The organism is Roseovarius indicus, assembly GCF_008728195.1.
GTDB lineage: Bacteria > Pseudomonadota > Alphaproteobacteria > Rhodobacterales > Rhodobacteraceae > Roseovarius > Roseovarius indicus.
In genome coordinates this window covers 4,589,241-4,613,039 of the sequence record NZ_CP031598.1, presented here as the reverse complement: position 1 = coordinate 4,613,039, position 23,799 = coordinate 4,589,241, and the positions used below count along the sequence as shown (strand labels likewise).

Sequence of the window (23,799 nt, the reverse complement as noted above, 5' to 3'; positions counted from 1 at the left end):
AGCGGATATGGCCGATCTTGAGACACGCATCGCGCAGGGGCGCGGGGACGAACCGGCGGACAAGGTGTTGCGCGGGGGCGAGGTGTTCGACCTGGTGACCGGGACGCGCGTGAAGGGCGACGTGGCGATCTGTGGCGACCGGATTGTCGGGATCGGCGAGGATTACGAGGGGCACGAGGTGATCGACGTCAGTGGCCTGGTACTGGTGCCGGGGTTCATCGACACGCATCTGCATATCGAAAGCTCGCTGGTGACGCCGTTCGAGTTCGACCGCTGCGTTGCGCCGCGGGGGGTGACCACGGCGATCTGCGACCCGCACGAGATTGCCAACGTGATCGGGCCGGATGGCATCCGGTATTTCCAGCAGGCCAGCGAACGGACGGTGATGGATATCCGGGTGCAGTTGTCGTCCTGCGTGCCGTCGACGGATATGGAGACCGCCGGTGCGCAGATCGAGGCTGAGGACCTGGCGCCGCTGATGGGGCATCCGTCGGGGATCGGGCTGGCGGAGTTCATGAATTATCCGGGCGTCATTCATCGTGACCCGGGGGCGATGGCCAAGCTGCACCTCTTCGAGGGCGGGCATGTGGATGGGCATTGCCCGCTCTTGTCGGGCCGGGATCTGAATGCCTATTGCGCGGCCGGCATCCGGACGGAGCATGAGGCGACCAGCGCCGAGGAGGCGCTGGAGAAGCTGCGCAAGGGGATGCGGGTGCTGATAAGGGAAGGGTCGGTCAGCAAGGATCTGCATGCGTTGCAGCCGGTTCTGACGGAGGTGACCGCGCCTTACATGTGCCTGTGCACCGATGACCGGAACCCCTTGGATATCGCCGAGCACGGGCATCTCGATTACATGATCCGCGAGCTGATCCGGCTGGGCTGTTCGCCGCTGGCGGCCTACCGGGCGGCGTCGCTTTCCGGGGCGGAGGCGTTCGGGCTGAAGGATCGGGGGCTGGTGGCTCCGGGGTATCGGGCGGATATCGTGGCGCTGGGCTCGCTCGAGGCCTGCGATGCGCGGCTGGTGCTGTGTGGCGGCGTGGTGGCGGATGATGCGGCCTTTGCGGCGCGCGAGGAGATCGCGCCGGTGGGGCGCGGGTCGGTCAATGCGCCGAAGGTGCGGGCCGAGGACTTTCGGGCGACCGGAAACCGCGAAGACACGGATGTGATTGGAATCCTTGAAGGAAAGATCCTGACGGAGCATCTGCACGAGGCTATTGCCATTGCCGATGGCGACAAGCGGCCCGATGCCGCCCGTGATTTGGCGCGGATCGCGGTGGTCGAGCGGCATGGCAAGAACGGCAACATTGCCACGGGCTTTGTCAGGGGGTTCGAGCTGAAGAAAGGGGCCATCGCCTCGACCGTCTGTCATGACCATCACAACATCGTCTGCGTGGGCATGGATTATGGTGACATGGCGCTGGCCGCGAACCGGCTGAGCGAGCTGGAAGGCGGGTTCGTGGTGACGTGTGGGGGCGAGGTGCTGGCCGAACTGGCTCTGCCGGTGGCGGGGTTGATGAGCCTCGAGCCGTTCGAGGACGTGCGCGACCGGCTTGTCGAGCTTCGCGACGCGGCCAAGAGCCTTGGCGTGACCTTAACAGAACCTTTCCTGCAGCTTGCGTTTCTGGCGCTGCCGGTGATTCCCGCCCTTAAGATCACCGACCGGGGGATGGTCGACGTGACGAAGTTCGAGATCATCGCATAGGGGGTATCGGCGCAAAGCATGGAGAACGGGTTAATGCGGGGGACCGGCGTGGTGGGTTGGCACCCACCCTACGCAACGTCGGCGCCATACCACATCCGTTCCGGCCCACCGGAGGCCCGGGGTCAAGCCCGGGGCGTGAGGTCATGATCGCCCCGAATTTCGTAGGGTGGGTGCCAACCCACCGCCCGGACCGCTTCTCAGAATGCCTTGAAGGTCAGGGTCGTCTCTGTCCGCTCGATGCCTTCGATGTCGAGCAGGTGCTCGTTGATGTAGTGGCCCACATCCTCCGGTTCGGGGACGTAGAGCTTGAGCAGCAGGTCGAAGGGCCCCGAGGTCGAGTAGAGCTCGGAATGGATTTCGCGCAGGGCGATCTCCTCGGCCACGCGATAGGACGTGCCCGGCTTGCAGCGGATGTTCACGAAGACGCAGCGCATGTGGTCACCTCCGGTGTGTCTGTTTCAGTTAAACGCAAATCGGCGGGAAAGAAAACGGGCGGGCTCAGATCGTCATGTGCCGCGCCCGGGCGCCGCGTTCGATGGCGGCGGCATGGAGGCGGTCGAGATCGAGCTCGAAGCGGATTTCCTCGAGCAGGCGCAGCTCGCTTTCCGTCAGGGCGCCATCGGCGGCGGCCACGTCGCAGGACAGCGCATAGGCGGTTTCGAACAGCCGCTCGGGCAGGTTGTCGCGAATGAGGCCAAAGAGCGCGTCGAGCCCGTCTTCCTCGGAGAACAGCTCGAACACCATCTGCGACATGAGCTTCATCCGGTCGAGATCGTAGGTGGCGAAGATCGGCAGGTTGTTCACGAGCGCTTCGATCGTCACCAGCTCGGCGGTGCGGATATCCTCGTCGGAGGCCGACACCGCGATCATCACAGCGACGAGGCAATCCTGCGGGGTGAGGGGATGAGGAATTTGCTGTGACACGGGCTGTCCTTTCCGGGGTCTTGTTGCGGCGCAGAATATTGACTGTCTCCGCTGGCGGCAATAGGAAGCCGAGCGACTTTCGCGTATAGGCATACGCGACGCTTATGAACCGGAGATTCCCAATGTCAGAGATGCGCGACGCCGCCCTCTCATCGAAAGCCTGGCCTTTTGAAGAAGCGCGCCGCGTTCTCAAACGGTATGAAAAGGCACCGCCCGAGAAGGGGTACGTGCTGTTCGAGACGGGCTATGGCCCGAGCGGGCTGCCGCATATCGGTACGTTCGGCGAGGTGCTGCGCACGACGATGATCCGGCGGGCGTTCGAGTTGATCTCGGACATCCCGACCAAGCTGATCTGTTTTTCGGATGACCTTGACGGGATGCGCAAGGTGCCGGGCAACGTGCCGAACCAGGAGATGCTGAAGGAGCATCTTCAGAAGCCGCTCACATCGGTGCCCGATCCGTTCGGCACGCATGACAGTTTCGGCGATCACAACAACGCCATGCTGCGGCGGTTCCTCGACACGTTCGGGTTCGAGTACGAGTTCATTTCGGCCACCGAGTTCTACAATTCGGGCCGGTTCGACGAGGTGCTGCTGCGCGCCGCCGAGCGGTATGACGACGTGATGAAGGTGATGCTGAAGAGCCTGCGCGAGGAGCGGCAGCAGACCTATTCGATCTTCCTGCCGCTGCATCCCGAGACCGGCCGCGTGCTTTACGTGCCGATGAAGGAGGTGAACGCCAAGGACGGCACGATCACCTTCGACGACGAGGACGGGAAGGAATGGACCCTGCCGGTGACCGGCGGCAACGTGAAGCTACAGTGGAAACCCGATTTCGGCGCGCGCTGGGCGGCGCTGGGGGTCGATTTCGAGATGTATGGCAAGGACCATTCGACCAACACGCCGATCTATGACCGGATCTGCGAGATCCTCGGCTGGAAGGCGCCGGAGCATTTCACCTACGAGCTGTTCCTCGACGATAACGGGCAGAAGATCTCCAAGTCGTCGGGCAATGGCATCTCGATCGACGAATGGCTGAGCTATGCCTCGACCGAGAGCCTGTCGTATTTCATGTACCAGAAGCCCAAGACGGCGAAGCGGCTGTATTTCGACGTGATCCCGCGGGCGGTGGACGAGTATCACCAGCAGCTGCGCGCCTATCCGGGACAGGATGCGGCGCAGCAGGTGGCGAACCCGGTCTATCACATCCACAACGGCGACGTACCGGAAAGCCGGATGGTGGTGCCCTTCGCGATGCTGCTGAACCTCGCCTCGGTCGCGTCGGCACATGACAAGGATCAGCTCTGGGGCTTCATCCGCCGCTACGCGCCCGATGCCAGCCCCGAGACGCACCCGGACCTCGATGCGGCCGCGGGCTTCGCGGTGAAGTATTACGAGGATTTCGTGGCGCCGGCGAAGACCTACCGCGCGCCGACGGAGGCCGAACGCGAGGCGCTGGTCGAACTGCGTGATCAGCTTGCCGCCTATGACGGGCCGGTCGAGGACGAGGCGCTGCAATCGGTGGTCTATGCCGTCGGGCGCGACCGGTTCGACCCGCTGCGCGACTGGTTCAAGGCGATCTACGAGGTGCTTCTGGGGGCGTCCCAGGGTCCGCGTTTCGGCGGGTTCATCGCGCTCTATGGCGTCGATGAGACCGTGACGCTGATCGACGACGCGCTGGCGGGCAAGTTCGTCTGATCCCGCTGGCGGAGGCGTCCGGCCGGTCTGTCGGATGCCTCCGGCGGGAGTATTTTTGGCAAGATGAAGGGCGGGCGCGTGCCTGCTTCTTCTTGGGGATAAGTATCCCGGGGGTCGTCATTGTCGCGCCATTGGTCCGAGAGACAATGGCGACGGGGCTGGCCCCCAATCAGACGGACATGGCGAGCACGCGGCTGATTTCGGTGAGGGAACGGCCGGATTGCTCCATCCAGGTGTTGAAGGCCGCCTGGACCGCTTTCATCGCGGTTTTCGAGCTGGGCTGCTTGTCGATGATCCCTTCCGCCACGAGGCGGGCCACCACGTCGCGGGACATGATATAGCTGTCGCGGCCCATGAAGCGCATGGCGTATTGCCCGGCATTGCCGCCGAGATGGGAGCCGCGTTTCTTGAGCATGTCGAGGAGGGCTGCGTAATCCTCAGACGGCCAGCCGCCCAGCACGCGGCCCGCCCCGCCCTCGTCGCGGAGGTCAAGCAGGAAGGCGGCATTGTCGCGGACCGTGGCGATCTTGATGGGGTTGCGGACGATGCTTTTGTCGTCGACGAGGGCGTCGAATTTGTCGTCGTCCATGAAGGCGCAGCGGCCCACGTCGAACCCGTCGAAGGCGGTTTCGAACCCCGCCCACTTGTTTTCGATGACCTTCCAGTTGAAGCCGGCCTGGAAGATCGACTTGGTGAACTGGGCGAGCCAGCGATCTTCGGGGATGGCGGCCAGTTCGGCGGGTGTCCTGGGCGTTTCGAGCAGCGCCTCGAGCGCGTCGGGCCCACCTTTCCGTTCGGCGGCGATGGTGAAAATCTCGTCGAAGCTGCGCATGGGCTTTTCCCCCTCGTTGACGTGGAGTTTGCCGCCGGACTAGAACAGGGGCAACTGACAATACCCGGCACGAACCGGATAAAGGAGGCAGGCATGACACGTTGGATTATCCTTGGGCTGTTGGGGGGCGTGGCCGTGGCCTGTGCCGCGCCGTCGATGCCGCAGCCGTCGGAAGGGCAGGCGCTTTACATGGAAAACTGCGTGCAGTGTCACGGGGTGTCGGGCAAGGGCGACGGGCCGTGGGCCAGCACCTATGACCCGCGGCCGGCGGACCTGACCCGACTGGACCGGAACGGCCAGTTTCCCACCGCCCATGTGTTGAGCGTGATCGACGGGTATGAGCGCGCCGCGCAGCCCGGGCAGGACATGCCGGAATTCGGCCTGCTGCTGGAAGGGGAGACGGTGCCGGTGGACACGGGCGACGGGGTGCTGACGCCGACTCCGCGGCCGCTGGCGGCGCTGATGGTCTACCTGGAGAGCATCCAGGACGAGGGCTAACGCGGCGAGGTGCCGATCACGTTGAAGATGTCGCGGCTGAGGCGCCAGGTTGCGCCTTCGCGGGCCCAGACATGCAGGTAGCGGCCATGGATGCGCTGGGCGCCGGCCTCGACCATGGTTTCGCCGATCTCGATCGCGGTGTCGGGCCCGTGCTGGCGGATTTCGAGAATGTCGAGTTGCAGCCCGCCAACGCCGGCTTGGAAGGCCTGGGCGTAATGGGCGGTGATGGCGGCGCGGCCGACCACGTTGCCTGAGCGGGGCGGGAAGAGGGCGGCGTTCTCGGTGTAGAAGCCCGCCACCGCCTCGGCGTTGCCGGCGTTGAAGGCGGCCTGGAAGGCCTGCATCCGGGCCACGATCGGGTTGTCCTGGGCCGTGGCCGGAAGGCTGAAGAGCAGCAGGATCAGGGCCGGAAGGATGTGCTTCATCGGGGTCTCCTTTTGCCCGTGGCGGTCAGCGGCAGATGTTCTCGATTTCCGCGTCTTTCCAGGGGATTCGCACCTTTTCGGGGATATGCAGCTTGCCCATCGGGAAGGCGCCGCGGAGCATGGAGGCCATGCGCTTGGTGCGGGGCGCTTCGGGGTCGAGCGTGGCGCAGCAGACGTATTCCTCGACGATGGAGGCCTGTTGCTCGAAACCGTAGTCGAGGAAGTCGGCGCTGGTGGCGATGTCGAAGAGGTAGGGGTCGTCGGAGCGGGAGTGTTCGGAGGCGGAGCGGAGGGGGGTGTAGCCCGTTTGCGCGCGGTTCTGCCATTGCCAGACATGGGTGATCTCGTGGGCGAAGAGCATGGCGTTCACGAGGTTCATCCGCTCGGGGTAGTCGGGGAAGTAATCGTCGTCGTACCAGTCGCGCGAAAAGAACACGTTGTTGAAGAGAACGAAGGCCGCCGGGGAGACGGTGACGGTCTTGCTCGTGGGCTCGGGCAGGATGCGCTCGCGGCAGGTCAGGCGGGGCCTTTTCTGCCGTAAATACGTGGTCTTGCCGATCAGGGCGCCGTTGTTGAAGCGGATGCGGGAGACCTGGAGTGAGTCGCCGTGCATCTGCTTGGCAAAGCTCTTTTCCGCCGGCGTCAGGGGACGGCCGCAGGAGAGGAGGAGGAGACAGGAGAGGAGGATGAACCAACGCATGGGCGGACGTTAGCAAGGGTTTAACGAGGCGGGTAGGGGGAAGATTCCGGGCCGGTGCGTTGAGGGCAGGCGAATCAGGGTTAATGGGCCGGTTTTGCTGGGAAATCGGCGTTCGGTATCGCGTCGGTATAACGTCGGTATTACGTCGGTGTTTTGGACGGTGCCGGGCCGGGTTAACGCGGCGCGCGGTGGGTGGCCGCGCGCAACGGGGCCGTTCGGGCGGCGGCGGTCAGTCTTCTTCGGGGTAGGTCGCCTCGCATTGGCGGGTGCCGGCCGCGGCCCGGGCGCGGGCGGCGGGGAGGGCGGCCTCGTACTCGGCGAGGTTGCGGGCCTCGCGGGCGCGGTTGATGGGCACGCGGTAGGTCTCGGTTTCGAAGACGGTGTCGCGGCAGGTGTAGGGGATGGGCTTCATCGTGGCCGGGTCGCGCGCGTAGCAGATGCCGAAGACGGTGCGGGGGACGGTGCGCCGCTCGATGCGATAGCCGCGGCGGAGGGCCTCCCGGGTTTCCTTGATGTCGTGCTCGAGCGTGCGGAACTCGCCGGTGGCGCGGTAGATGCAGGACTGGCGCGGGGAACAGGCGGCGGTGACGGCGAGGAGGACGAGGAGGAGGGGGAGCTTGGGGAGGGGCATGGGAGTTGGGGCATTGGGGAGCGGGATAGGAGATATGTGACGCCCGGAGAGGGGGTATTCAAGGGTTGAGGAGGTGTGAGCCGCGCGAGGGCCAGACCGTGGGGTGGCGATCCGACGGGAATGTGGGGCACTTTATGGTGCCGTGTCAGGACGACCTAAAGGCGGAGTGCGCACGTCGATCAATCGCCAGCCCGGGGGCGGTCTCTCTCTCGGGGATTGCGGGGCAATTGCCGAGAGGGCAGCGGGCGATCGCGCGGCGGCGCGCCCTTGGCGCGCCTTGATTCCGCGCGGTGGCAGTGTTGAGATGGTGCGTCCGTGTGGGTGGCGCAGGTGGGTTGGCACCCACCCTACGGCAGGGGGCGCCTGGCTCAGTAATCCTTCTCGTAGAAGATCCCGAGGCCGGTGTCGCCGGTGCTGCTGGCGCTGCCCTTGACCGTGACCGAGGAGGAGAGGTCGAGGTTGAGGTTGACCTCGTTGTTGCCGTCGCTGTCGGCGGTGAACTCGGAGTAGATGTTCTCGGAGATATAGGTGCCCGCGCTGAACTGGGTGGCGCCGGAGTCGGTGGTGGTGACGTCGAAATCGCTGAGCCCGAGCGCGCCGCGCAGGCGCCCCGTCAGCCCGCCCGAGCCGCGCCCCGAGAGGGTGGCGACCGCGCTCACCAGCTGGGCCGCCTGGAAGGCCGACATGGAGGTGAAGCTGCGCCCGAAGAGGAGCTGGGCGAGGATTTCCTCCTGCGGGAGGTCGGGGGAGGAGGTGAAGCTGACCGAGGGGTTGGAGGCGAGACCTTCGAGGATGATGTCGATGGTCATGTCGTCGGATTCGGTACGGGCGACGAAGCGCACGTAGGGGTCGAGCGCGCCGCGCAGGTCGATCAGGCCCTCGGTGAGGTCGAGGCGCTTGGTGAGGATGTCCATCCGGCCGCGGATCAGCTCGAACGTGCCGCTGGCGTTGACGTTGGCGGTGGTGCCGCCGAGGCGGATGGCGCCGCCCAGTTCGGCGTCGAGGCCGCGGCCGCGGACGAAGACCTGGTTCGGTGCGTTGATCACGAGGTCGAGGGGGAAGGCGGCGGCAGGGCCGCTGCGGCCGCCGGTTTCGACCATGCCGGCGCGGCGGCGGGTGCGGTTGACCGCGGCGGGTTCGTTGACGTGACGCAGGTCGGGGATGGTGCCGGGGGCGGAGCTGCCGCCGGAGGGGACCTGGATCTCGGTGCGGCCGAGCATGACCGCGCCGCCGATGCGCGCCCCGCCGGTGAGCGGCCCGTTGAGGGTGATGCGGCCGTCGACGGTGGTTTCGAACAGCGAGGGGTCGATGACGCGGAGGCCGTTGAGGCGGGTTTCGAGCTGGGCGTTGAAGGGGGCGGAGAGGGTGACGGGCCCGGTGACGCGGAAATTGCCGCCGGTGCCGGTGTTGCCGGTGATGTCAGCCGTGGCGCGGCCGCCGGAGAGGTTGACGGTGCCGGTGAGCCCTTCGATGGCCGTGGCGAGCCCGGGGAGGGAGACGCGGGCGTTGTTGATGGAGGCCTGGCCGGAGAGGGCCTGGAGGCTGGGCCGGCCCTCGACGCGGAGGTCGAAGCGGGCTGGGCCTTCGATCGAGCGGGGCTGGATGAAGCTGTTGGCGAGTGCCAGGGGGGCGTTGCCGTTGATCGACAGCGAGACGGTCTGGCCGAGGTCGTTGATCCGGCCGGCGATCCGGGCGCCGACGCCGCCGGGCCCGTTGAAGTCGAGGTTGACGTCGAGGTCTTCGCCGCGGCTGTCGAGGATGGTCACGCGGCCGTCGAGCGTGGCCGGGCCGTTGATGCCGGGCGCCAGCAGGCCGAGGTCGGCGAGGCGGGCGGAGATGGTGACGGGCTCGCCCGGGGCCGCGCTGGAGGCGGAGGCCGAGAGGCGGGCGGCGGTGAGTTCGAGGGTTTCGACGAAGGGGGTGCTGTCGCCGTAGGCGAGCTTCGTGTCGAGGGTGATGTCGGAGCCGAGGATGCGGTCGATCTCGGCGATGCCGGAGCGGAAGCCCGTGGCGTCGAGCGAGATTTCGGCGTCGGCGCTGCGGCCGCGGATCTTGCCGGAGCCGGCGACGTCGAGGTCGATGGTGCCGGTGAGGGGCTGGCCCACGAGGCCGGCGAGGCGGGAGAGGTCCTGCGCGTCGAGCGAGAGCTGGCCGTTGACGGGGAGGTCGGGGTTGCCGGTGCCGATGGTGCCCTCGGTCGAGAGGCGGGCGTCGAGCGCGTCGAGGGAGAGGCGGGAGATGGTGACCTGGCCGTCATCGGCCTGCCATGTCAGCCCCGTGTCGATGTTGGCGGGGCCCGAGAGGGTGGGCTCGACGCGGCCAAGATTGTCGAGCCGGGCCTTGAGGGCGAGGGAGGCGGTTTCGGGCTGGAGTTGCGCGTCGGCCTCGGCGGTGAGCGCGTCGCTGTCGATGTACAGGCGGTCGACGGCGGTGCCGTCTTCGGTGCGGCTGGTTTCGATTTCGACGCGGGCCTCGCCGCGCAGGATGGGGTCGAGCCGGTCGATGCCGGTTTCGAGGTCTTGCGAGGTGGCGGTGAGGTCGATTTCGAAGCGGTCGCCGAGGAGGGCTTCAACCTGGGCGATGATGGCTTCGACGCCTCGGGCCTCGGGGTCGGCCTGGGTGTCGCCGCCAGATTTGCGGATGGTGCCGGTGCCGGTGACGCTGAGGTCGACGGCGCCGTCGAGGGGGCGGTCGGCGAGGTCGGCGAGGCGGGAGAGGTCGGCGGCCTGCAGGGTGAGGCGGCCGTCGAAGGGGAGGGTGTCGTTCTCGATATTCGCGCTGCCCTCGGCGGTGAGGGTGGCGTCGACTGCTTCGAGGAGGAGGCGGGAGACGGTGACCTGCCCGTCGGCCTGCCAGCCCATGGCGGTGTCGATGGTGGCGGGGCCGGAGACGCGGGAGTCGACGAGAGCGATGTCCTGTACCGCGCCCTTGAGGGTGAGCGCGCCGCTTTCGGCGCTGAGGCGGGCCTCGGCTTCGGCATCGACGGAGGGGTTGTCGATGACGAGGCGGTCGATGAAGGTACCCTCTTCGGTGCGGCGGGCGGCGATGTCGAGGGTGGAGCGGCCGCGCAGGAGCGGGTCGAGCCGCTCGGTGCCGGTTTCGAGATCTTGCGTGGCGGCGGAGAGGTCGATGTCGAAGGCGCCGCCGAGGAGGGTGCCCTCGCCTTCCACCTTGAGGTTGGCGGAGCCGGCAAGGTCGCGCCCGGCCACGCCGGCGAAGCGGCGGAGGTCGTCGGCTTGCAGGGTGGCGGTGCCGGAGACGGGGAAGCCGTCGGACAGGCCGTCGAGTTCGCCGTTGGCGGTGAGGGTGGCGTCGCCGCTGGCAACCTCGAGGGTTTCGACCTGCACCGGCGTGTCGGGGCGGTAGGTGAGGCGCAGCGTGCCCCCGGGGGCGGCGCCGATGGCGCGGGCAAGGTTTTCGTTCTCGTGGTCGACGTCTTCGGCTGTGAAGTCGAGATCGGCGGTGAGGCTTTGCGCGTCGCCGCGGGTGATGGTGCCGGTGCCGTCGATCGTGGCGCTGCCGACGGTGAGCCCGTCGCGTTCGAGCCCGTCGACCGAGATGTCGGCGCGCCAGGCATCGCCTTCGGAGGCGTTGTAGCGGGCGACGATCCGGCCCGACGAGATGGAGGTGGCCGGTTCGGAGATCGGCAGGCGCAGGCGGCCTTCGCCGGCGACGCGGCCGTCGAGGTTGAATTCGCGCGGCCAGCCCTCGGGGTCGAGGGCGAGGTTGCCGGTGAGTTCCATGCCGCCGGCGTCGAGCGAGAGCGTGTCGAGGTTCAGGCTGCCATCGGCATAGGTCTGGCCGGAGACGCGCAGCGAGGCGTTTTCACCGAAGAACGGGTGCAGGTCGGGGGTGAAGAGCTGGCGGAGGTCGCCGGAGAGATCGGTGGAGAAGGCATAGCCGGCTTCTTCGTTGTCGGCGTCGAGGGCGCCGATCTGCAGCGCGCCGCCGAACCGGCGGGTACCGTCGGAGGAAAGGGCGATCTGGGCTTCGAAATCGGAGAGCGGCGCCTCGCCCTGCACCTGGAGGCGCATGGCGGGTTCGCCGGGGACGTTGAGGAGGTTGGAGACCATGCCGCCTTCGCCCTCGTCGAAGTCGAGATCGATGGCGAGGACGCGGCTTTCGTTGTCGAAGGCGGCGTCGAGGGTGATCTGGTCGGGCCGGTCGGTGCGTTCGATGGCGAGCTGGGCGGTGCCGGCGCCATCGGCGAGCTGGATGGTGGCCTCGACCGACATGGTGGCGGCCTCGCCCAGGATCGGGGCGCCGAGGCGGACCTCTTCGGCCTTGAGCTCGTCGATGGAGACGGAGACGGGCAGTTCGGGGAGGGCGAAGGCCTTGGCCTCGGAATCCTCGGGCGTGACGTCCTCGCCGCCTTCGGGGAGGCGGGCGATGTCGATGACGGCGGCGGAGAGTTCAGTGACGTCGACCTCGCCGCGCAGGAGCGCGGCGCGGGACCAGACGAGCGTGGCGTCTTCCATGGTCAGCCAGACGCCGTCTTCGTCGGAGATGGTCATCCGGTCGAGCGTGGCGTTCGACGAGAGCGCGCCGCGGAAGCCGGTGATGGTGACCGAGCGGCCGGCGCCCGAGAGCGCCTCTTCGATCCAGCCTTCGAGGTAGGTCTTGTCGGCTTCGTTTTCTTCCTGTGCCGCGGCGGGCAGGGCGGTGAGGGTGACGAGCGCGATGAGGCGGAGGAGGCGCATCAGAATGCCTGTCCTATCCCGATATAGAGTTCGACATTTTCGCCGGCATTGCTGCCGAGCGGGGTGGCGAGGTCGACGCGGATGGGGCCGAGGCCGGTGTCGTAGCGGACGCCGACGCCGGCGCCGTAATGCGACGAGCCGTTGTCCCAGAAACTGTCGCGGCCGACGAAGCCGGCGTCGGCGAAGCCCACGACCGACCACTTGTCTTTCACCCGGGCGCGGAGTTCGGCCGAGACGGCGGCGAAGGAGCGGCCGCCGATGCGCAAGCCGGGGCCGAGATTGACGGCGAGATCCTTGTAGGACTGGCCGCGCACGGTTCCCGCGCCGCCGGAGTAGAACAGCATGTCGGGCGGCACCTGGGCGATGCCGGCGCCGCTGACCGAGCCGAACTGGGCGCGGGTGGCGAAGGTGAGGCCGTCGGTCTTGCCGAAGGTGAGGTACTGGCGGGCGTCGAAATAGAGCCGGGCGCCGAGGCTGTCATTGTCGAGGCCGACGAAGGGGGTCAGCTCGAGATTGGCGTAGACGCCTTTCTTGGCGTTCAGTTCGACGTCGCGGGTGTCGTATTCGAGGCTGGCGGGCAGGAGGAAATGTTCCAGCGTGCGCGAGCCGAGATCGTCGTTGATGTCGGTGAACTGGTAGGCGACGCCGATCTCGCCCGTCAGCTCGTCGGAGAAGCGGTGCAGGAAGCCGCCGCCGACGCGGATGCTGCGTTCGCGGAAGTCGGGCTCGTCGAGTTCCTGCGCGCGGGCGCTGAGGTAGAGGTCGGTGTCGGGGTTGAAGGTGGCCGGGCGGTCGAAGCGGGTGGAGAAGATGTAATCCATCCCGCCGGAATCGCCGCCGATGCCGCTGACCTCGCCCTCGATGCGGAGGCGTTCGGCGCCGCCGAGCAGGTTGCGGTGGAGCCAGAAGCCCGAGAGGGTGAGCCCTTCGAGCGAGGAGATCTCGGCGCCGAAGCCGAAGCGGCGCGGCTTGGCGTCGGCGAGCGTGGCGTTGATGTCGAGCGTGTTGCCGGGGCCGATGTTCTCGGCGTCTTCCAGCACGACGGAGGAGAAGGCGCCGGTGCGGCGCAGGCGGCGGGAAGCCTTGCGGACCTCTTCGGGGGAATAGACCTTGCCGGTGGGCAGGCCGGCGATATCGCGGATGCGGTCGGGGCGGACGGCGCCCTGGCGGGTGACGACGAGGTCGCCGAAGGTGAGGCGGGGGCCAGGGGCCAGCGTGATCTCGGCCGAGAGGCGGGCGCCGGCGTGGTTGGCGGTGATGCGCTGGTCGGCGATGGCGACCTTGGCGTGGCCGCGGTTGCGCCAGGTTTCGACGGAGGCGTCGACGGCTTCGCCGACGACGGCGGAATAGGCGGTGGCGCCGGGGCGGAAGCCCTCGGGCAGCTCGGTTTCCGGGGCGATCGGCGCGATGCGGGTGGTGGAGAAGCGGAAGAGCGGGCCGGGTTGCACCTGGATCACGATCTGGCGGATCTGGCTGGGGGTGGCGAGCGGCGATATGTCGGCCGCCTCGCGACCGTCGACCTTGATGCTGACCACGCCGCCGTAGCGGCCGACCTCGTAGAGGGCGCCGACCATGCGGGCGTAATCGGCGCGGGCGGCGGCGAGGATGTCCTGGGTGGTGACGCCCTCTTCCTCGACGGTCTTTACGCTGATCGAGGCATCGCGCAGCTGCCCGTCAAGGCCGGTGGCGCTGGCGGGAAGCTGGATGAAGACCTCGGCCGCGCCGGCGATGCGGGCGGTGCCCAGAAGGGCGAGTAAAAGCAGGCTGCTTGCGATGCGGCGGGTTGAAACCAAACGTGAATCTCCACTGTCCGTTTCAATATATCGCAAGTTCTTCCGGGATCGACCACACAATCCTGTTGACGTTGACAAATATGGTATATTTTTTGCCCGCCGCCGGGGTCTTACGCCGGGGAAGGTGTTGTCGTCTCGGTCGTGGGCGATTTCCGGTCGGCGCGGATGAAGAACACGTAATAAAAGACCGGGGCCGCGACGAGGGTCAGGACCGAGGCGAAGGCGAGCCCGCCCATGATGGTGACCGCCATCGACTGGAAGAACGCATCCCATATCAGCGGGATCATGCCGAGGATGGTGGTGGCCGCCGCCAGCACCACGGGCCGGAGACGCGAGACCGAGGCGTTGACGATCGAATCCTTCAGGGTGGTCTCGGGATTGTCGCGGCGGTCGAGGTCGATCTGGTCGACGAGGACGATGCCGTTCTTGATGAGCATCCCCGAGAGCGAGAGCAACCCGAGCAGCGCCGTGAAGGTGAAGGGCATGCCGGTGCCCAGAAGCGCGAGGCTGACGCCGTTGACGGACATCGGCACCAGCAGCCAGATGATGAGCGGCTGGCGGATGGCGTTGAAGAGCAGCACCGAGATGGTGACCATGACGATCAGGCTGAGCGGGAGCTGGCGGCCGAGGCTTTCCTGGGCCTGGGAGGAGCTTTCGAGCTCGCCGCCCCATTCCATCTGGTAGCCGGAGGGGAGTTCCATCTCCTCGATGGTTTGCGTCACCTCGGATTGCACCTGCGCGGCGGTGAGGCCCGGGGCGATGTCGGCGCCGACGGTGATGGTGAGCACGCGGTCGCGGCGTTTCAGGAGGGTGTTCTGCGGGTCGAAGCGCAGGCCGTTGGTCATCTGTTCGAAGGGCATGAAGGCCTGGGCGCTTTCGGAGTAGATGACGAAATCGGTGAGGGCGAGGTCGTCTTCGGGGTCGGCGCGCAGGATGATCGGGATCTGGCGTTCGCCCTCGCGGTAGACGCCGGCCTGTATGCCGTCGGTGGCGAAGCGCAGAATGCCGGTGACGTCGTCACGGTTGATGCCGGCCTCCTGTGCGCGGTCGGTGGCGTAGATCGGGCGCAGGACGAGTTCCTGTTCGCGCCAGTCGATGCGGGGGGCGACGATGTTGTCGGAGGCCGCGGTCAGCCGTTCGGCGGCCCGGTCGGCGAGGTCGCGCAGGACGGCCGGGTCGGAGCCGGAGAAGCGGGCCTCGATCGGGTTGCCGCCGCCGGGGCCGAAGGCGAGGCGCTTGGCGCGGAATTCCCCTTCGGGAAGGGTGGTGGCCATGAAGCCTTCCATCCGGTCGATGAGCGCGGCGATGGTGTCGATGGTTTCGGTCCGGACGATGATGTGGCCGTAGGAGGGGTTCGGGTCTTCGGCCTGGTAGGTGAGCATGAAGCGGATGGCGCCCTGGCCCGCATAGGCGGTGGTGGAGACGACCTCGTCCTGTTGCGAAAGCCAGTCTTCCATGACGCGCAGGTCTTCGGATGTTTCGTGGATCGAGGCGCCCTGTTCGAGCTTGTAGTGGACGAAGAAGAGGGGCGTGTTGCTGTCGGGGAAGAACTGTTGCTTGATCTGGCCGAAGAGCATGAAGCAGATCACGGTGATGGCGACGAGGCCGGGAATGACCAGCCACCAGAGCCGGAGGCAGGCACGCAGGAGGCCTGCATAGGCCCGGAAGATGAAACCGTTGTAGGAGCCCGCTTCGCCTTCGCCGCTGCCGCGCTTGAAGAAGTAGTGGCCGAGCAGCGGCGTGACGGTGAGCGCGAGCAGCCACGAGAGCAGCAGCGATATGCCGATCACCGCGAAGAGCGAGAAGAGGAATTCGCCGGTGGCGTCGGGGCTGAGGCCGATGCCGGCAAAGGCCATGATGCCGATGACGGTGGCGCCCAGGAGGGGGATCTGGGTTTGACCCGCGGCCTCTTCGGCGGCTTCGTGGGAGGATTTGCCGCGCAGCATGGTCATCTGCATGCCTTCCGCGACGACGATGGCGTTGTCGACCAGCATGCCCATGGCGATGATGAGCGCGCCGAGCGAGATGCGTTCCATCTCGATCGAGAAGAGCCCCATGAAGAAGAGCGTGCCGACCACGGTGAGCAGCAGGGTGGACCCCACCACGACCGCCGCGCGCCAGCCCATGAAGAGCGCCAGCACGATGACCACGATGGAGACCGACATGGCGAGGTTGGTGAGGAAGTCGTTGGAGGCCTCCTCGACCACCTCGTGCTGCTGGTAGATCGGGTGGATATCGATGCCCATCGGCAGTTGCGGGCCCAGTTCCGCCAGCTTGGCGTCGGCGCGTTTGCCGACGTCGACGATATTCTCGGAGCTGATGCCGGCGACGCCGACGGTGAAGGCTTCCTGCCCGTTGTGGCGGATCAGGATGTCGGGGTCTTTCTCGCGGGCGCGGTAGACGTCGGAGAAGTCGAAGAGGTTCAGCACCTCGCCGTTGACGCCCACGGTGAGGCCGGCGATTTCGGAGACGGTGTCGCTGCCTTCCGGGCCTTGTATCAGGATGCGGCCGGTTTCGGTGTCGAGCGTGCCGCCCTCGGTGACGCTGTCGGCGTTGGCGATGGCCTGCTGGATGGCGCCGGGGGGCACGTTCTGGTTGGTCGATTGCACCAGGTCGGGTTCGACATAGACCACCTCCTGCGGGACGCCGGAGACATCGACGTCGGCGACGCCGTCGACGGTGAGAAGCTCGCGGCGGAGGAAGCGGGAAAGCTCGTAGATCTCGCGGTCGGAATAGCCCGGGGCGGTGATGGCGTAGTAGATGCCGAAGACGTCGCCGTAGCTGTCGTTGACGAAGGGCTGAGAGGTGCCTTCGGGCAGGCGGGCGTCGCTGACGCGGGTGCGCAGCTTGGTCCATATCTCGGGCAGTTCGTCGCCGCCGTAGATATCCTTCATGTCGACGGTGATGCGCGACAGGCCGGGCTGGTTGACCGAGCGAATCTCGTCGACCTCGCCCATCTTCTGGATCTCGGATTCGAGCGGCTCGGAGACCTCGCGCGAGACCTGCATGGCGCTGGCGCCGGGGTATTGGGTGATGACCACCGCGGTCTTGATGGTGAAGGAGGGATCTTCGAGCCGGCCGACGGTGGCGAACCCCCAGAGGCCGCCCAGCAGACAGGTGAGGACCAGGATCCAGACGTAGATGGGTCGGGCGATGGAGAGGGTGGCGATGTTCATGCCGCGAGCCCCTATTCCGGGAAGCCGGCGAAGCGGGAGACGGTGTCGCCGTCTTTCAGGTCGGCGGCGCCGCTGGCGACGATTTCCTGCCCTTCTTCCAGCCCTTCGGTGACGCGGACATTGCCGGTATTGGTGGGCTCGACGGAGACGGGGGCGCGGGTGACGCTGCCCTGATCGGCGCCTTCCGGGGTGAAGACCATGACATAGGGGGAGCCGTCATTGCCGGTGACGACGGCGGTTTTCGGAATGGTGATGAAGGTGCCCGGCCTGCGCAGCGTGGCCGAGACCTCGACCGAGGAGCCGGGCAGGACGATCAGGTTTTCGGGCGGCTGCATGGCGAGCGTGATGCGGAAGGTCTGGCCGATATCGGAGGTTTCGGCGTTGAATTCGCGCACGGTGAGGGGGAAGCGTTCGTCGGAGGCGGGGAAGGTGGCCCAGAGGTCGAGATCGGGGTCGCGGCCGGCCTGCTGAAAGAGGACTTCCGGCACGTCGATCTCGACGCGGAGTTCGGACATGTCATGCAGGCGGACGACCGGGCTTCCTGCGGCGACGGAGGCGAAATTGGCGACCATGCGGCGGGCGACGAGACCGTCGAAGGGGGCCTCTAGCGTGGCTTCGTCGAGGGAGCGTTCGGCGTTGCGGACGGCGATGGCGGCGAGGTTGGCCTGGGTCTCGGCGTCTTCGACGGAGACCTGGCTGACGGCGTTGCCTTCCAGTTTGCGGAGACGGTCGAGGGTGCGGTCGGCCTGTTGCTTCTCGACGCGGGCCTGTTCGAGGGAGAGCTCGAAGGGTTCGAGGTCGAGCTGGGCTACGAGGTCGCCCTCGTCGATCGGGTTGCCTTCGACCACCGGCAGCTTGACCACCTGGCCGCCGACCTGAAACGCCAGATCGACGGTTTCCTTGGCGGCGACGTGGCCGAAGAACTTGCGGGTGACGGCGGAATCGCCGGCGTCGACGGTGACCAGCTTGGCAAGGCGGGGCGTTTCGCCCTCCTGTGCCGGGGCCATGGCCGGCAGGGCCGCGGCCATGAGCAAGGCCGTCAGGAATCGTTGCATGAGTGTCCCCCCGAATCCCGGTGGATCGTGTTCGCGTCGGTCTTCCGGCGCACGGGTGTCCGCGCACGCCTTTCCCACTCTGGATTGTACGGCGGGAACGGCTCAGTTGGAAGAATGACTTTGCGACAGAGGTGGAGCGGGGGAGAGGCCAGACAAGTCGCAAATGGCATCGAGCACCGCTTTTTGCCCCTCGTGGTGGCGCAAGGCGGTGAAGAGGACGGGGCGGGAGCCGCGCATTCTGGCGGCGTCGCGGGCCATGATTTCGAGCGAGGCGCCGACATGGGGGGCGAGGTCGGTCTTGTTGATCACCAGCAGGTCGGAACGGGTGATGGCGGGGCCGCCCTTGCGGGGGATCTCCTCGCCCGCGGCGACGTCGATGACGTAGAGGGTAAGGTCGGCCAGTTCGGGGCTGAAGGTGGCCGACAGGTTGTCGCCGCCGGATTCGATGAGGACGACTTCGAGGTCGGGGTGGCGTTGCTGCATCTCGGCCACGGCGGCGAGGTTGATGGAGGCGTCTTCGCGGATCGCCGTGTGGGGGCAGCCGCCGGTTTCGACGCCGAGGACGCGGTCGGAGGGGAGGATCTGCATCCGCATGAGCGCCTCGGCGTCTTCCTGGGTGTAGATGTCGTTGGTGATGACGCCGATGGACCAGGTTTCTTTCATCAGCTCGGCGAGGCGTGCGGTGAGGGTGGTCTTGCCGGCGCCGACGGGGCCGCCGATGCCGATGCGGAGGGGGCCGTTCATGCGTGTCATGACTGGAAGAGCCTTGGTTGCAGGGTTTCGTGGGTCATCGCGGCGATGTCGGAAAGGAAGGTGTTGCTGTGGAGGTCGGCCGCGGTGGCGTTGGCGGTTTCGGTGACGAGGCTTTGGCAGAGGGGGGCGAGGCGGGAGAGCGTGCGCTGGGCTTGCGTCTGGCCCAAGGGCATGAGGCGCTGGGCGGCGGAGGTGAGGTTGGAGGCGAAGCCCTGCAGGTAGAGCATGGTGGTGATGTCGGGGTCGAGCGACAGGAGCCCCGCGGCGCGGCCGACGGCGACGGGCAGGAGAAGGTCGGGCAGGTCGATGGACCAGACCGGGCTGGTGACGCGGGCGAAGGCTTTGCCCTGGCGCTCGGCCTCGCGGAGGCGTTCGGCGGAGGCGGAAAGGGCGCGGGCGGTGGCGTTGATGTCGTCGAGGGCCTGCGGCGAGGGGGCGGCGTGGGCGAGGCGGAGGAGGACGGCGTCGTTTCGGCCGGAGCCGTCTGTCAGCAGGTCGGCGAGCCAGTCTTCAAGGGATTGCGCGTCATGGACCCAGCCCGCGCGGATGGCGCTTTCGAGCCCGTGGGAGAAGGCGAAGCTGCCCAGCGGGTAGGCGGGCGAGAGCCATTGCATGAGGGTGAGAAGGCGGGGGTCAGCCTGCATCGACGGTCTCGTCGGGGTCGTGTTCGGCGTCGTGCTCGTGGAACTTGTCGGGACTGTGGCTGTGGCTGTGGCTGTGGTCGTGGGAATGGGTGCGGCCGTGGCCATAGGCGCCGCCCTCGGGGGTGAAGGCGTGGCGGGCTTCCTCGATGGTGGCGCCGAGCTGTTCGAGCATCCGGCGGATCACCGGGTCGCGCTGGATGAGCAGGCGGTCGGTGTCGATCTGGCAGGGGGTGTGGCGGTTGCCGATATGCCAGGCAAGGCGCGGGATGCTTTTGCCGGTGACGACGAGCACGTCTTCCTCGGCGGCACGGATGACCACGCGGGAGCCGTCATCGAGTTCCAGCGCGTCGCCGTCCTCGAGGGAGGTGGTCTTTTCGAGGTCGACCACGAAGGGGCGGCCGGTGTCGGTGGCAAGGCGTTTGCGGCGCAGGAAGCGGGTGTCGTAGTCGAGGGTGACGATCTCGGCCACGCCGCGCCATTCCCCGGCGCGGCGGACGGTCTGGGCGAGGGGCAGGTCGGTCATGCGGTGGCCTTTCGGGTGAGGGGGTGGGAGCGTGGCTTTTGGGTCATTGGCTTGGCTCTCTTTTCAGAACAGGAAGTAGCGCTGGGCCATGGGCAGGGTCTCGGCGGGCTCGCAGGTGAGAAGCTCGCCGTCGGCGCGGACTTCGTAGGTTTCGGGGTTCACGTCGATTTCCGGGGTGGCGTCGTTGAGGATCAGGTCTTTCTTGCCGATGCCGCGGGTGTTGCGGACGGCGAGCGTGTCTTTGGCGAGGCCGAGCGCCTTGCCGATGCCCTCGGATTGTGCCGCCTCGGAGACGAAGGTCACGGCGGAGCGTTCGACCGAGCGGCCATAGGCGCCGAACATGGGTCGAGAATAGACCGGCTGGGGCGTGGGGATCGAGGCGTTGGGGTCGCCCATCTGGGCGCAGGCGATGGTCCCGCCGATCAGGACCATCTCCGGTTTCACACCGAAGAAGGCGGGGTTCCAGAGGACGAGGTCGGCGCGCTTGCCGGGCTCCACGCTACCGATCTCGTGCGAGAGGCCGTGGGCGATGGCGGGGTTGATGGTGTATTTCGCGACGTAACGGCGGACGCGGAAATTGTCGTTGTCGCCGGTTTCTTCCGACAGGCGGCCGCGTTGCTTCTTCATCTTGTCGGCGGTCTGCCATGTGCGGATGATGACCTCGCCCACGCGGCCCATGGCCTGGCTGTCGGAGGCGATGATCGAGAAGGCGCCCATGTCGTGGAGGATGTCCTCGGCCGCGATGGTTTCGCGGCGGATACGGCTTTCGGCGAAGGCCACGTCCTCGGGGATGGACTTGTCGAGGTGGTGGCAGACCATGAGCATGTCGAGATGCTCTTCCAGCGTGTTGACGGTGAAGGGGCGCGTGGGGTTGGTGGAGGAGGGCAGCACGTGGTCCTCCCCGCAGATGCGGATGATGTCGGGGGCGTGGCCGCCGCCCGCGCCTTCGGTGTGGAAGGCGTGGATGGTGCGGCCCTTCATGGCCTTGACGGTGTTCTCGACGAAACCGGATTCGTTGAGCGTGTCGGTGTGGATCATCACCTGCACGTCGAGCGCGTCGGCGACGGAGAGGCAGCAATCGATCGCGCCGGGGGTGGTGCCCCAGTCTTCGTGCAGCTTGAGGGCGCAGGCGCCGGCGTTGACCTGTTCTTCCAAAGCGGCGGGCAGGGAGGCGTTGCCCTTGCCGGCGAAGGCGAGGTTCATCGGGAAGGCGTCGGCGGCCTGCAGCATGCGGCCGATATGCCAGGGGCCGGGCGTGCAGGTGGTGGCGAGCGTGCCGTGGGCCGGGCCGGTGCCGCCGCCCAACATGGTGGTGAGGCCGGAGTGCAGGGCGTCCTCGATCTGCTGGGGGCAGATGAAGTGGATGTGGCTGTCGAAGCCGCCGGCGGTGAGGATGCGGCCCTCGCCCGCGATGGCCTCGGTGCCGGGGCCGACGACGATGTCGACGCCGGGCTGGGTGTCGGGGTTGCCGGCCTTGCCGATGGCGGCGATGCGGCCATCCTTGAGGCCCACGTCGGCCTTGATGATGCCGGTATGGTCGACGATGAGGGCGTTGGTGATGACGGTGTCGACGGCGCCCTCGGCGCGGGTGGCCTGGGACTGGCCCATGCCGTCGCGGATGACCTTGCCGCCGCCGAACTTGACCTCTTCGCCGTAGGTGAGGGTGTTCCGGCCGGAGCCGCCGGTGGCCGCCGCGCCGGCGCGTTCGGCGATGAGGTCACGCTCGACCTCGATGATGAGGTCGGTGTCGGCGAGGCGGAGACGGTCGCCGACGGTGGGGCCGAACATGGCGGCGTAGGAGGCGCGGGAGATTGTGGCGGGCATGGGCGGCTATTTCCTTTTCGGGCCGCGCCTTGTCAGGCGGGTGACATTCGATTTGGTGGTGCGGCGGATCGGCCTGAGCGCGTGGCTCAGGGTGGTCTGACCCTTCATCGTGCCGAGCATCAGGCGGGTGCCGGCCTCGGTGAAGGCTTTCTGTTTTTCGGTGACCATGCGGGCGTTTTCGGAGGGGCGGACCGACCACAGGCCGGCCATGCCCATCATCCGCATCCAGATGACCGCGCCGGCCTCCATCGCCATGAGGGTGGCCTGTGTCTGGAGCGTGAGCAGCGCGAAGGGGTTGGCGAAGACGGGTTTCACAGGTCCCCCATGACGTGCTGGTTGAAGCCGAAGATGCGGCGGGCGCCGGAGACCGGGATCAGGCTGACCTCGCGGCGCTGGCCGGGTTCGAAGCGGACGGCGGTGCCGGCGGCGATGTCGAGGCGCATGCCGCGGGCGGCGTCGCGGTCGAAATCGAGGGCGGAGTTGGCCTCGGCGAAGTGGTAGTGGCTGCCGACCTGCACGGGGCGGTCGCCGGTATTGGCGACCATGAGGATGATGGGCCTCGCGTCGGCGTTGAGGGTCAGGGTGCCTTTGGCGGGAAAGAGCTCTCCGGGGGTCATGGGCGGGCCTTTCAGCGGATCGGGTTGTGGACGGTGACGAGCTTGGTGCCGTCGGGGAAGGTGGCCTCGACCTGGACCTCGTGGATCATCTCGGGGATGCCTTCCATGCATTGATCGCGGGTGATGACCTGGGCTCCCGCTTCCATCATGTCGGCGACGGAACGGCCGTCGCGGGCGCCTTCGACGACGGTGTCGGTGATCAGCGCTATGGCCTCGGGGTGGTTGAGCTTGACGCCGCGCGCCAGCCGTTTTCGGGCGATCTCGGCGGCCATGGCGACCAGCAGCTTGTCTTTTTCCCGGGGGGTCAGGTTCATCTTTTCACAGTCTCCAGGATGTGGGGAGGGCGCCGCGGCTGAGCCGGTCGAGCGCGGGCAGGAGGTGGGTGCGGAGCGCGTGGCCATCGGGGGCCACGAGGCGCAGGGTGAGCATGTCGGGCGCGAGTAGGGAGGCACCGCCGGTTGCGGGCAGGAGTGCGCGGAGCGGGTCGAGATGGGCCTCGGCGTCGGGGGCGACGTAGAGGAGGGATACCATCGCCGCCGCGCCGTTGCCCGAGGAGGCGCGGGCAAGGCGGGCGGCGAGATCGCCGGTGAGGGAGACACCGTCGAGGTAAAGGGGCTGGCCTTGCCGCGTGATGCTTATGCGGTCGCGGAAGGTGGCATCTGTGAGGGTTTCGCCCATCGCGGTGCGGCCGAAGAGGATTGGTTCGGCCATCAGCAGGCGGGCGGTAGGGGCGAGGTCGATTTCCAGCCGGCGGTCGAGGGCGCAGCCATTGTAGAGGATGAGTTCCTGCGGGAGCCAGTGGAGGGTGGCGTTTTCCCACACGGTCAGCCGGGTGCGCATGTGGCCGGTTTCGCCAGGGCTCGCGCGGTAGGCGCGTTCGGCGGCCTGGGTCGTGAGGGTGGTATGGGTGTCGGCGCCAATATGGGCGGTAACGTGGAAGCGGTCGCCCCCGGTGACGCCGCCGGAGGTGTTGACGAGGATGGCTTGCAGGCTGTGTTCTGGCCGGGGGAAGAGCGCCTTGTAGGCGCCGGACTGGCGGAGGGTGTCGAGCACGCTGCGCCCGGCGACCGGCTTGGTCGAGAGGGCGATCTCGCCCCTAGCCCGCGGGAGGACGGGCGGCAGAACATGGGCCGGATGCAGCGTGATGACGGTTCTCCCCCCAGAGATTTTGCGTGGTGTTCGTTTGGATCGGATCACGGGTGGTGGTCGGGCGGCAAGATTCTGGGGGAGTGTGTCGGGTTACCTCGGCGCAGGTGCGCAAATAATGGGCGGCGCGCCTGATTTGTGGGCATTGGATTTGGGCTT

The 23,799-nt window shown here is 67.3% G+C and carries 21 protein-coding genes; 3 read left to right on the top strand and 18 right to left on the bottom strand.

Going from position 1 to position 23,799, the window contains the following annotated elements; all coding sequences use genetic code 11:
- Positions 1-7: 7 nt before the first annotated feature.
- Positions 8-1,702: an adenine deaminase gene (ade, locus tag RIdsm_RS22110; protein ID WP_057820323.1), complete on the top strand. Its 1,695-nt coding sequence runs from the start codon at positions 8-10 to the stop codon at positions 1,700-1,702.
- Between the two features lie 197 nt (positions 1,703-1,899).
- Here the strand turns inward: ade and RIdsm_RS22105 are convergent, their stop codons facing one another.
- Together RIdsm_RS22105 and RIdsm_RS22100 are read right to left on the bottom strand one after the other, a co-directional pair.
- Positions 1,900-2,136 (bottom strand): Lrp/AsnC family transcriptional regulator, encoded by a 237-nt coding sequence (locus tag RIdsm_RS22105; RefSeq protein WP_057820322.1) that lies wholly within the window; start codon positions 2,134-2,136, stop codon positions 1,900-1,902.
- Positions 2,137-2,200: 64 nt separating this feature from the next.
- On the bottom strand, positions 2,201-2,626 hold the full coding sequence (locus RIdsm_RS22100) for a tellurite resistance TerB family protein (RefSeq protein ID WP_057820320.1): 426 nt from the start codon (positions 2,624-2,626) through the stop codon (positions 2,201-2,203).
- Between the two features lie 122 nt (positions 2,627-2,748).
- Between RIdsm_RS22100 and RIdsm_RS22095 the strand changes: the two genes are divergently transcribed.
- On the top strand, positions 2,749-4,323 hold the full coding sequence (locus RIdsm_RS22095) for a lysine--tRNA ligase (protein WP_057820317.1): 1,575 nt from the start codon (positions 2,749-2,751) through the stop codon (positions 4,321-4,323).
- A gap of 169 nt (positions 4,324-4,492) precedes the next feature.
- Here RIdsm_RS22095 and RIdsm_RS22090 read toward each other — a convergent pair whose 3' ends face one another.
- Positions 4,493-5,155 (bottom strand): DNA-3-methyladenine glycosylase I, encoded by a 663-nt coding sequence (locus tag RIdsm_RS22090; RefSeq protein WP_057820315.1) that lies wholly within the window; start codon positions 5,153-5,155, stop codon positions 4,493-4,495.
- 93 nt (positions 5,156-5,248) lie between these two features.
- On the opposite strand from RIdsm_RS22090, the gene RIdsm_RS22085 reads away from it, so the two are divergent.
- Positions 5,249-5,653, top strand: a complete 405-nt coding sequence (locus tag RIdsm_RS22085; RefSeq protein ID WP_057820313.1) for a c-type cytochrome — start codon at positions 5,249-5,251, stop codon at positions 5,651-5,653.
- Here RIdsm_RS22085 and RIdsm_RS22080 read toward each other — a convergent pair.
- From RIdsm_RS22080 to RIdsm_RS22010, 15 genes are all read right to left on the bottom strand, one after another.
- The gene (locus RIdsm_RS22080; protein ID WP_057820310.1) at positions 5,650-6,078 is read right to left on the bottom strand and encodes a YybH family protein; all 429 of its coding nucleotides are present in this window, start codon (positions 6,076-6,078) and stop codon (positions 5,650-5,652) included. The two genes, RIdsm_RS22085 and RIdsm_RS22080, sit on opposite strands and share 4 nt — an antisense overlap.
- Positions 6,079-6,103: 25 nt before the next feature.
- On the bottom strand, positions 6,104-6,778 hold the full coding sequence (locus RIdsm_RS22075) for a hypothetical protein (protein ID WP_057820308.1): 675 nt from the start codon (positions 6,776-6,778) through the stop codon (positions 6,104-6,106).
- Positions 6,779-7,007: 229 nt separating this feature from the next.
- Positions 7,008-7,409: a hypothetical protein gene (locus RIdsm_RS22070; RefSeq protein ID WP_057820306.1), complete on the bottom strand. Its 402-nt coding sequence runs from the start codon at positions 7,407-7,409 to the stop codon at positions 7,008-7,010.
- A gap of 368 nt (positions 7,410-7,777) precedes the next feature.
- A complete protein-coding gene (locus RIdsm_RS22065) occupies positions 7,778-12,109 on the bottom strand; it encodes a translocation/assembly module TamB domain-containing protein (protein ID WP_057820304.1) in 4,332 nt (1,443 codons plus the stop codon).
- Positions 12,109-13,902 (bottom strand): autotransporter assembly complex protein TamA, encoded by a 1,794-nt coding sequence (locus RIdsm_RS22060; protein ID WP_057820302.1) that lies wholly within the window; start codon positions 13,900-13,902, stop codon positions 12,109-12,111. The genes RIdsm_RS22065 and RIdsm_RS22060 overlap by 1 nt, the downstream gene beginning before the upstream one ends.
- A gap of 110 nt (positions 13,903-14,012) precedes the next feature.
- The gene (locus tag RIdsm_RS22055; protein ID WP_057820300.1) at positions 14,013-17,078 is read right to left on the bottom strand and encodes an efflux RND transporter permease subunit; all 3,066 of its coding nucleotides are present in this window, start codon (positions 17,076-17,078) and stop codon (positions 14,013-14,015) included.
- Between the two features lie 11 nt (positions 17,079-17,089).
- The gene (locus RIdsm_RS22050; RefSeq protein ID WP_057820297.1) at positions 17,090-18,133 is read right to left on the bottom strand and encodes an efflux RND transporter periplasmic adaptor subunit; all 1,044 of its coding nucleotides are present in this window, start codon (positions 18,131-18,133) and stop codon (positions 17,090-17,092) included.
- A gap of 102 nt (positions 18,134-18,235) precedes the next feature.
- Positions 18,236-18,886, bottom strand: a complete 651-nt coding sequence (gene ureG / locus RIdsm_RS22045; RefSeq protein WP_057820295.1) for an urease accessory protein UreG — start codon at positions 18,884-18,886, stop codon at positions 18,236-18,238.
- The gene (locus RIdsm_RS22040) at positions 18,883-19,530 is read right to left on the bottom strand and encodes an urease accessory protein UreF (protein WP_057820293.1); all 648 of its coding nucleotides are present in this window, start codon (positions 19,528-19,530) and stop codon (positions 18,883-18,885) included. Before RIdsm_RS22040 ends, ureG begins: the two co-directional genes overlap by 4 nt.
- On the bottom strand, positions 19,520-20,053 hold the full coding sequence (ureE, locus tag RIdsm_RS22035) for an urease accessory protein UreE (RefSeq protein ID WP_057820290.1): 534 nt from the start codon (positions 20,051-20,053) through the stop codon (positions 19,520-19,522). The genes RIdsm_RS22040 and ureE overlap by 11 nt, the downstream gene beginning before the upstream one ends.
- A 63-nt stretch (positions 20,054-20,116) precedes the next feature.
- The gene (gene ureC / locus RIdsm_RS22030) at positions 20,117-21,877 is read right to left on the bottom strand and encodes an urease subunit alpha (RefSeq protein WP_057820288.1); all 1,761 of its coding nucleotides are present in this window, start codon (positions 21,875-21,877) and stop codon (positions 20,117-20,119) included.
- 6 nt (positions 21,878-21,883) lie between these two features.
- Positions 21,884-22,192, bottom strand: a complete 309-nt coding sequence (locus RIdsm_RS22025; RefSeq protein WP_057820286.1) for a hypothetical protein — start codon at positions 22,190-22,192, stop codon at positions 21,884-21,886.
- On the bottom strand, positions 22,189-22,494 hold the full coding sequence (locus RIdsm_RS22020; protein ID WP_057820284.1) for an urease subunit beta: 306 nt from the start codon (positions 22,492-22,494) through the stop codon (positions 22,189-22,191). Before RIdsm_RS22020 ends, RIdsm_RS22025 begins: the two co-directional genes overlap by 4 nt.
- Positions 22,495-22,505: 11 nt before the next feature.
- Positions 22,506-22,808 carry an urease subunit gamma gene (locus RIdsm_RS22015; protein WP_057820282.1) on the bottom strand — a complete coding sequence of 101 codons (303 nt, stop codon included), beginning with the start codon at positions 22,806-22,808 and terminating at the stop codon, positions 22,506-22,508.
- A 4-nt stretch (positions 22,809-22,812) separates the two neighbouring features.
- Complete coding sequence (locus tag RIdsm_RS22010) at positions 22,813-23,547, bottom strand: urease accessory protein UreD (RefSeq protein WP_236553386.1); 735 nt, start codon at positions 23,545-23,547, stop codon at positions 22,813-22,815.
- Positions 23,548-23,799 lie beyond the last annotated feature (252 nt).

Excerpts from the sequence above, each read along its gene's own strand:
- RIdsm_RS22070 (WP_057820306.1), bottom strand. The coding sequence starts at position 7,409 with ATGCCCCTCCCCAAGCTCCCCCTCCTCCTCGTCCTCCTCGCCGTCACC.
- RIdsm_RS22080 (WP_057820310.1), bottom strand. The coding sequence starts at position 6,078 with ATGAAGCACATCCTTCCGGCCCTGATCCTGCTGCTCTTCAGCCTTCCG.
- ureE (WP_057820290.1), bottom strand. The coding sequence starts at position 20,053 with ATGACCGACCTGCCCCTCGCCCAGACCGTCCGCCGCGCCGGGGAATGG.
- RIdsm_RS22020 (WP_057820284.1), bottom strand. The coding sequence starts at position 22,494 with ATGACCCCCGGAGAGCTCTTTCCCGCCAAAGGCACCCTGACCCTCAAC.
- RIdsm_RS22105 (WP_057820322.1), bottom strand. The coding sequence starts at position 2,136 with ATGCGCTGCGTCTTCGTGAACATCCGCTGCAAGCCGGGCACGTCCTAT.
- RIdsm_RS22015 (WP_057820282.1), bottom strand. The coding sequence starts at position 22,808 with ATGAACCTGACCCCCCGGGAAAAAGACAAGCTGCTGGTCGCCATGGCC.
- RIdsm_RS22055 (WP_057820300.1), bottom strand. The coding sequence starts at position 17,078 with ATGAACATCGCCACCCTCTCCATCGCCCGACCCATCTACGTCTGGATC.
- RIdsm_RS22075 (WP_057820308.1), bottom strand. The coding sequence starts at position 6,778 with ATGCGTTGGTTCATCCTCCTCTCCTGTCTCCTCCTCCTCTCCTGCGGC.
- RIdsm_RS22085 (WP_057820313.1), top strand. The coding sequence starts at position 5,249 with ATGACACGTTGGATTATCCTTGGGCTGTTGGGGGGCGTGGCCGTGGCC.
- RIdsm_RS22090 (WP_057820315.1), bottom strand. The coding sequence starts at position 5,155 with ATGCGCAGCTTCGACGAGATTTTCACCATCGCCGCCGAACGGAAAGGT.
- ureG (WP_057820295.1), bottom strand. The coding sequence starts at position 18,886 with ATGACACGCATGAACGGCCCCCTCCGCATCGGCATCGGCGGCCCCGTC.
- RIdsm_RS22065 (WP_057820304.1), bottom strand. The coding sequence starts at position 12,109 with ATGCGCCTCCTCCGCCTCATCGCGCTCGTCACCCTCACCGCCCTGCCC.
- RIdsm_RS22040 (WP_057820293.1), bottom strand. The coding sequence starts at position 19,530 with ATGCAGGCTGACCCCCGCCTTCTCACCCTCATGCAATGGCTCTCGCCC.
- ureC (WP_057820288.1), bottom strand. The coding sequence starts at position 21,877 with ATGCCCGCCACAATCTCCCGCGCCTCCTACGCCGCCATGTTCGGCCCC.
- RIdsm_RS22050 (WP_057820297.1), bottom strand. The coding sequence starts at position 18,133 with ATGCAACGATTCCTGACGGCCTTGCTCATGGCCGCGGCCCTGCCGGCC.
- RIdsm_RS22095 (WP_057820317.1), top strand. The coding sequence starts at position 2,749 with ATGTCAGAGATGCGCGACGCCGCCCTCTCATCGAAAGCCTGGCCTTTT.
- ade (WP_057820323.1), top strand. The coding sequence starts at position 8 with ATGGCCGATCTTGAGACACGCATCGCGCAGGGGCGCGGGGACGAACCG.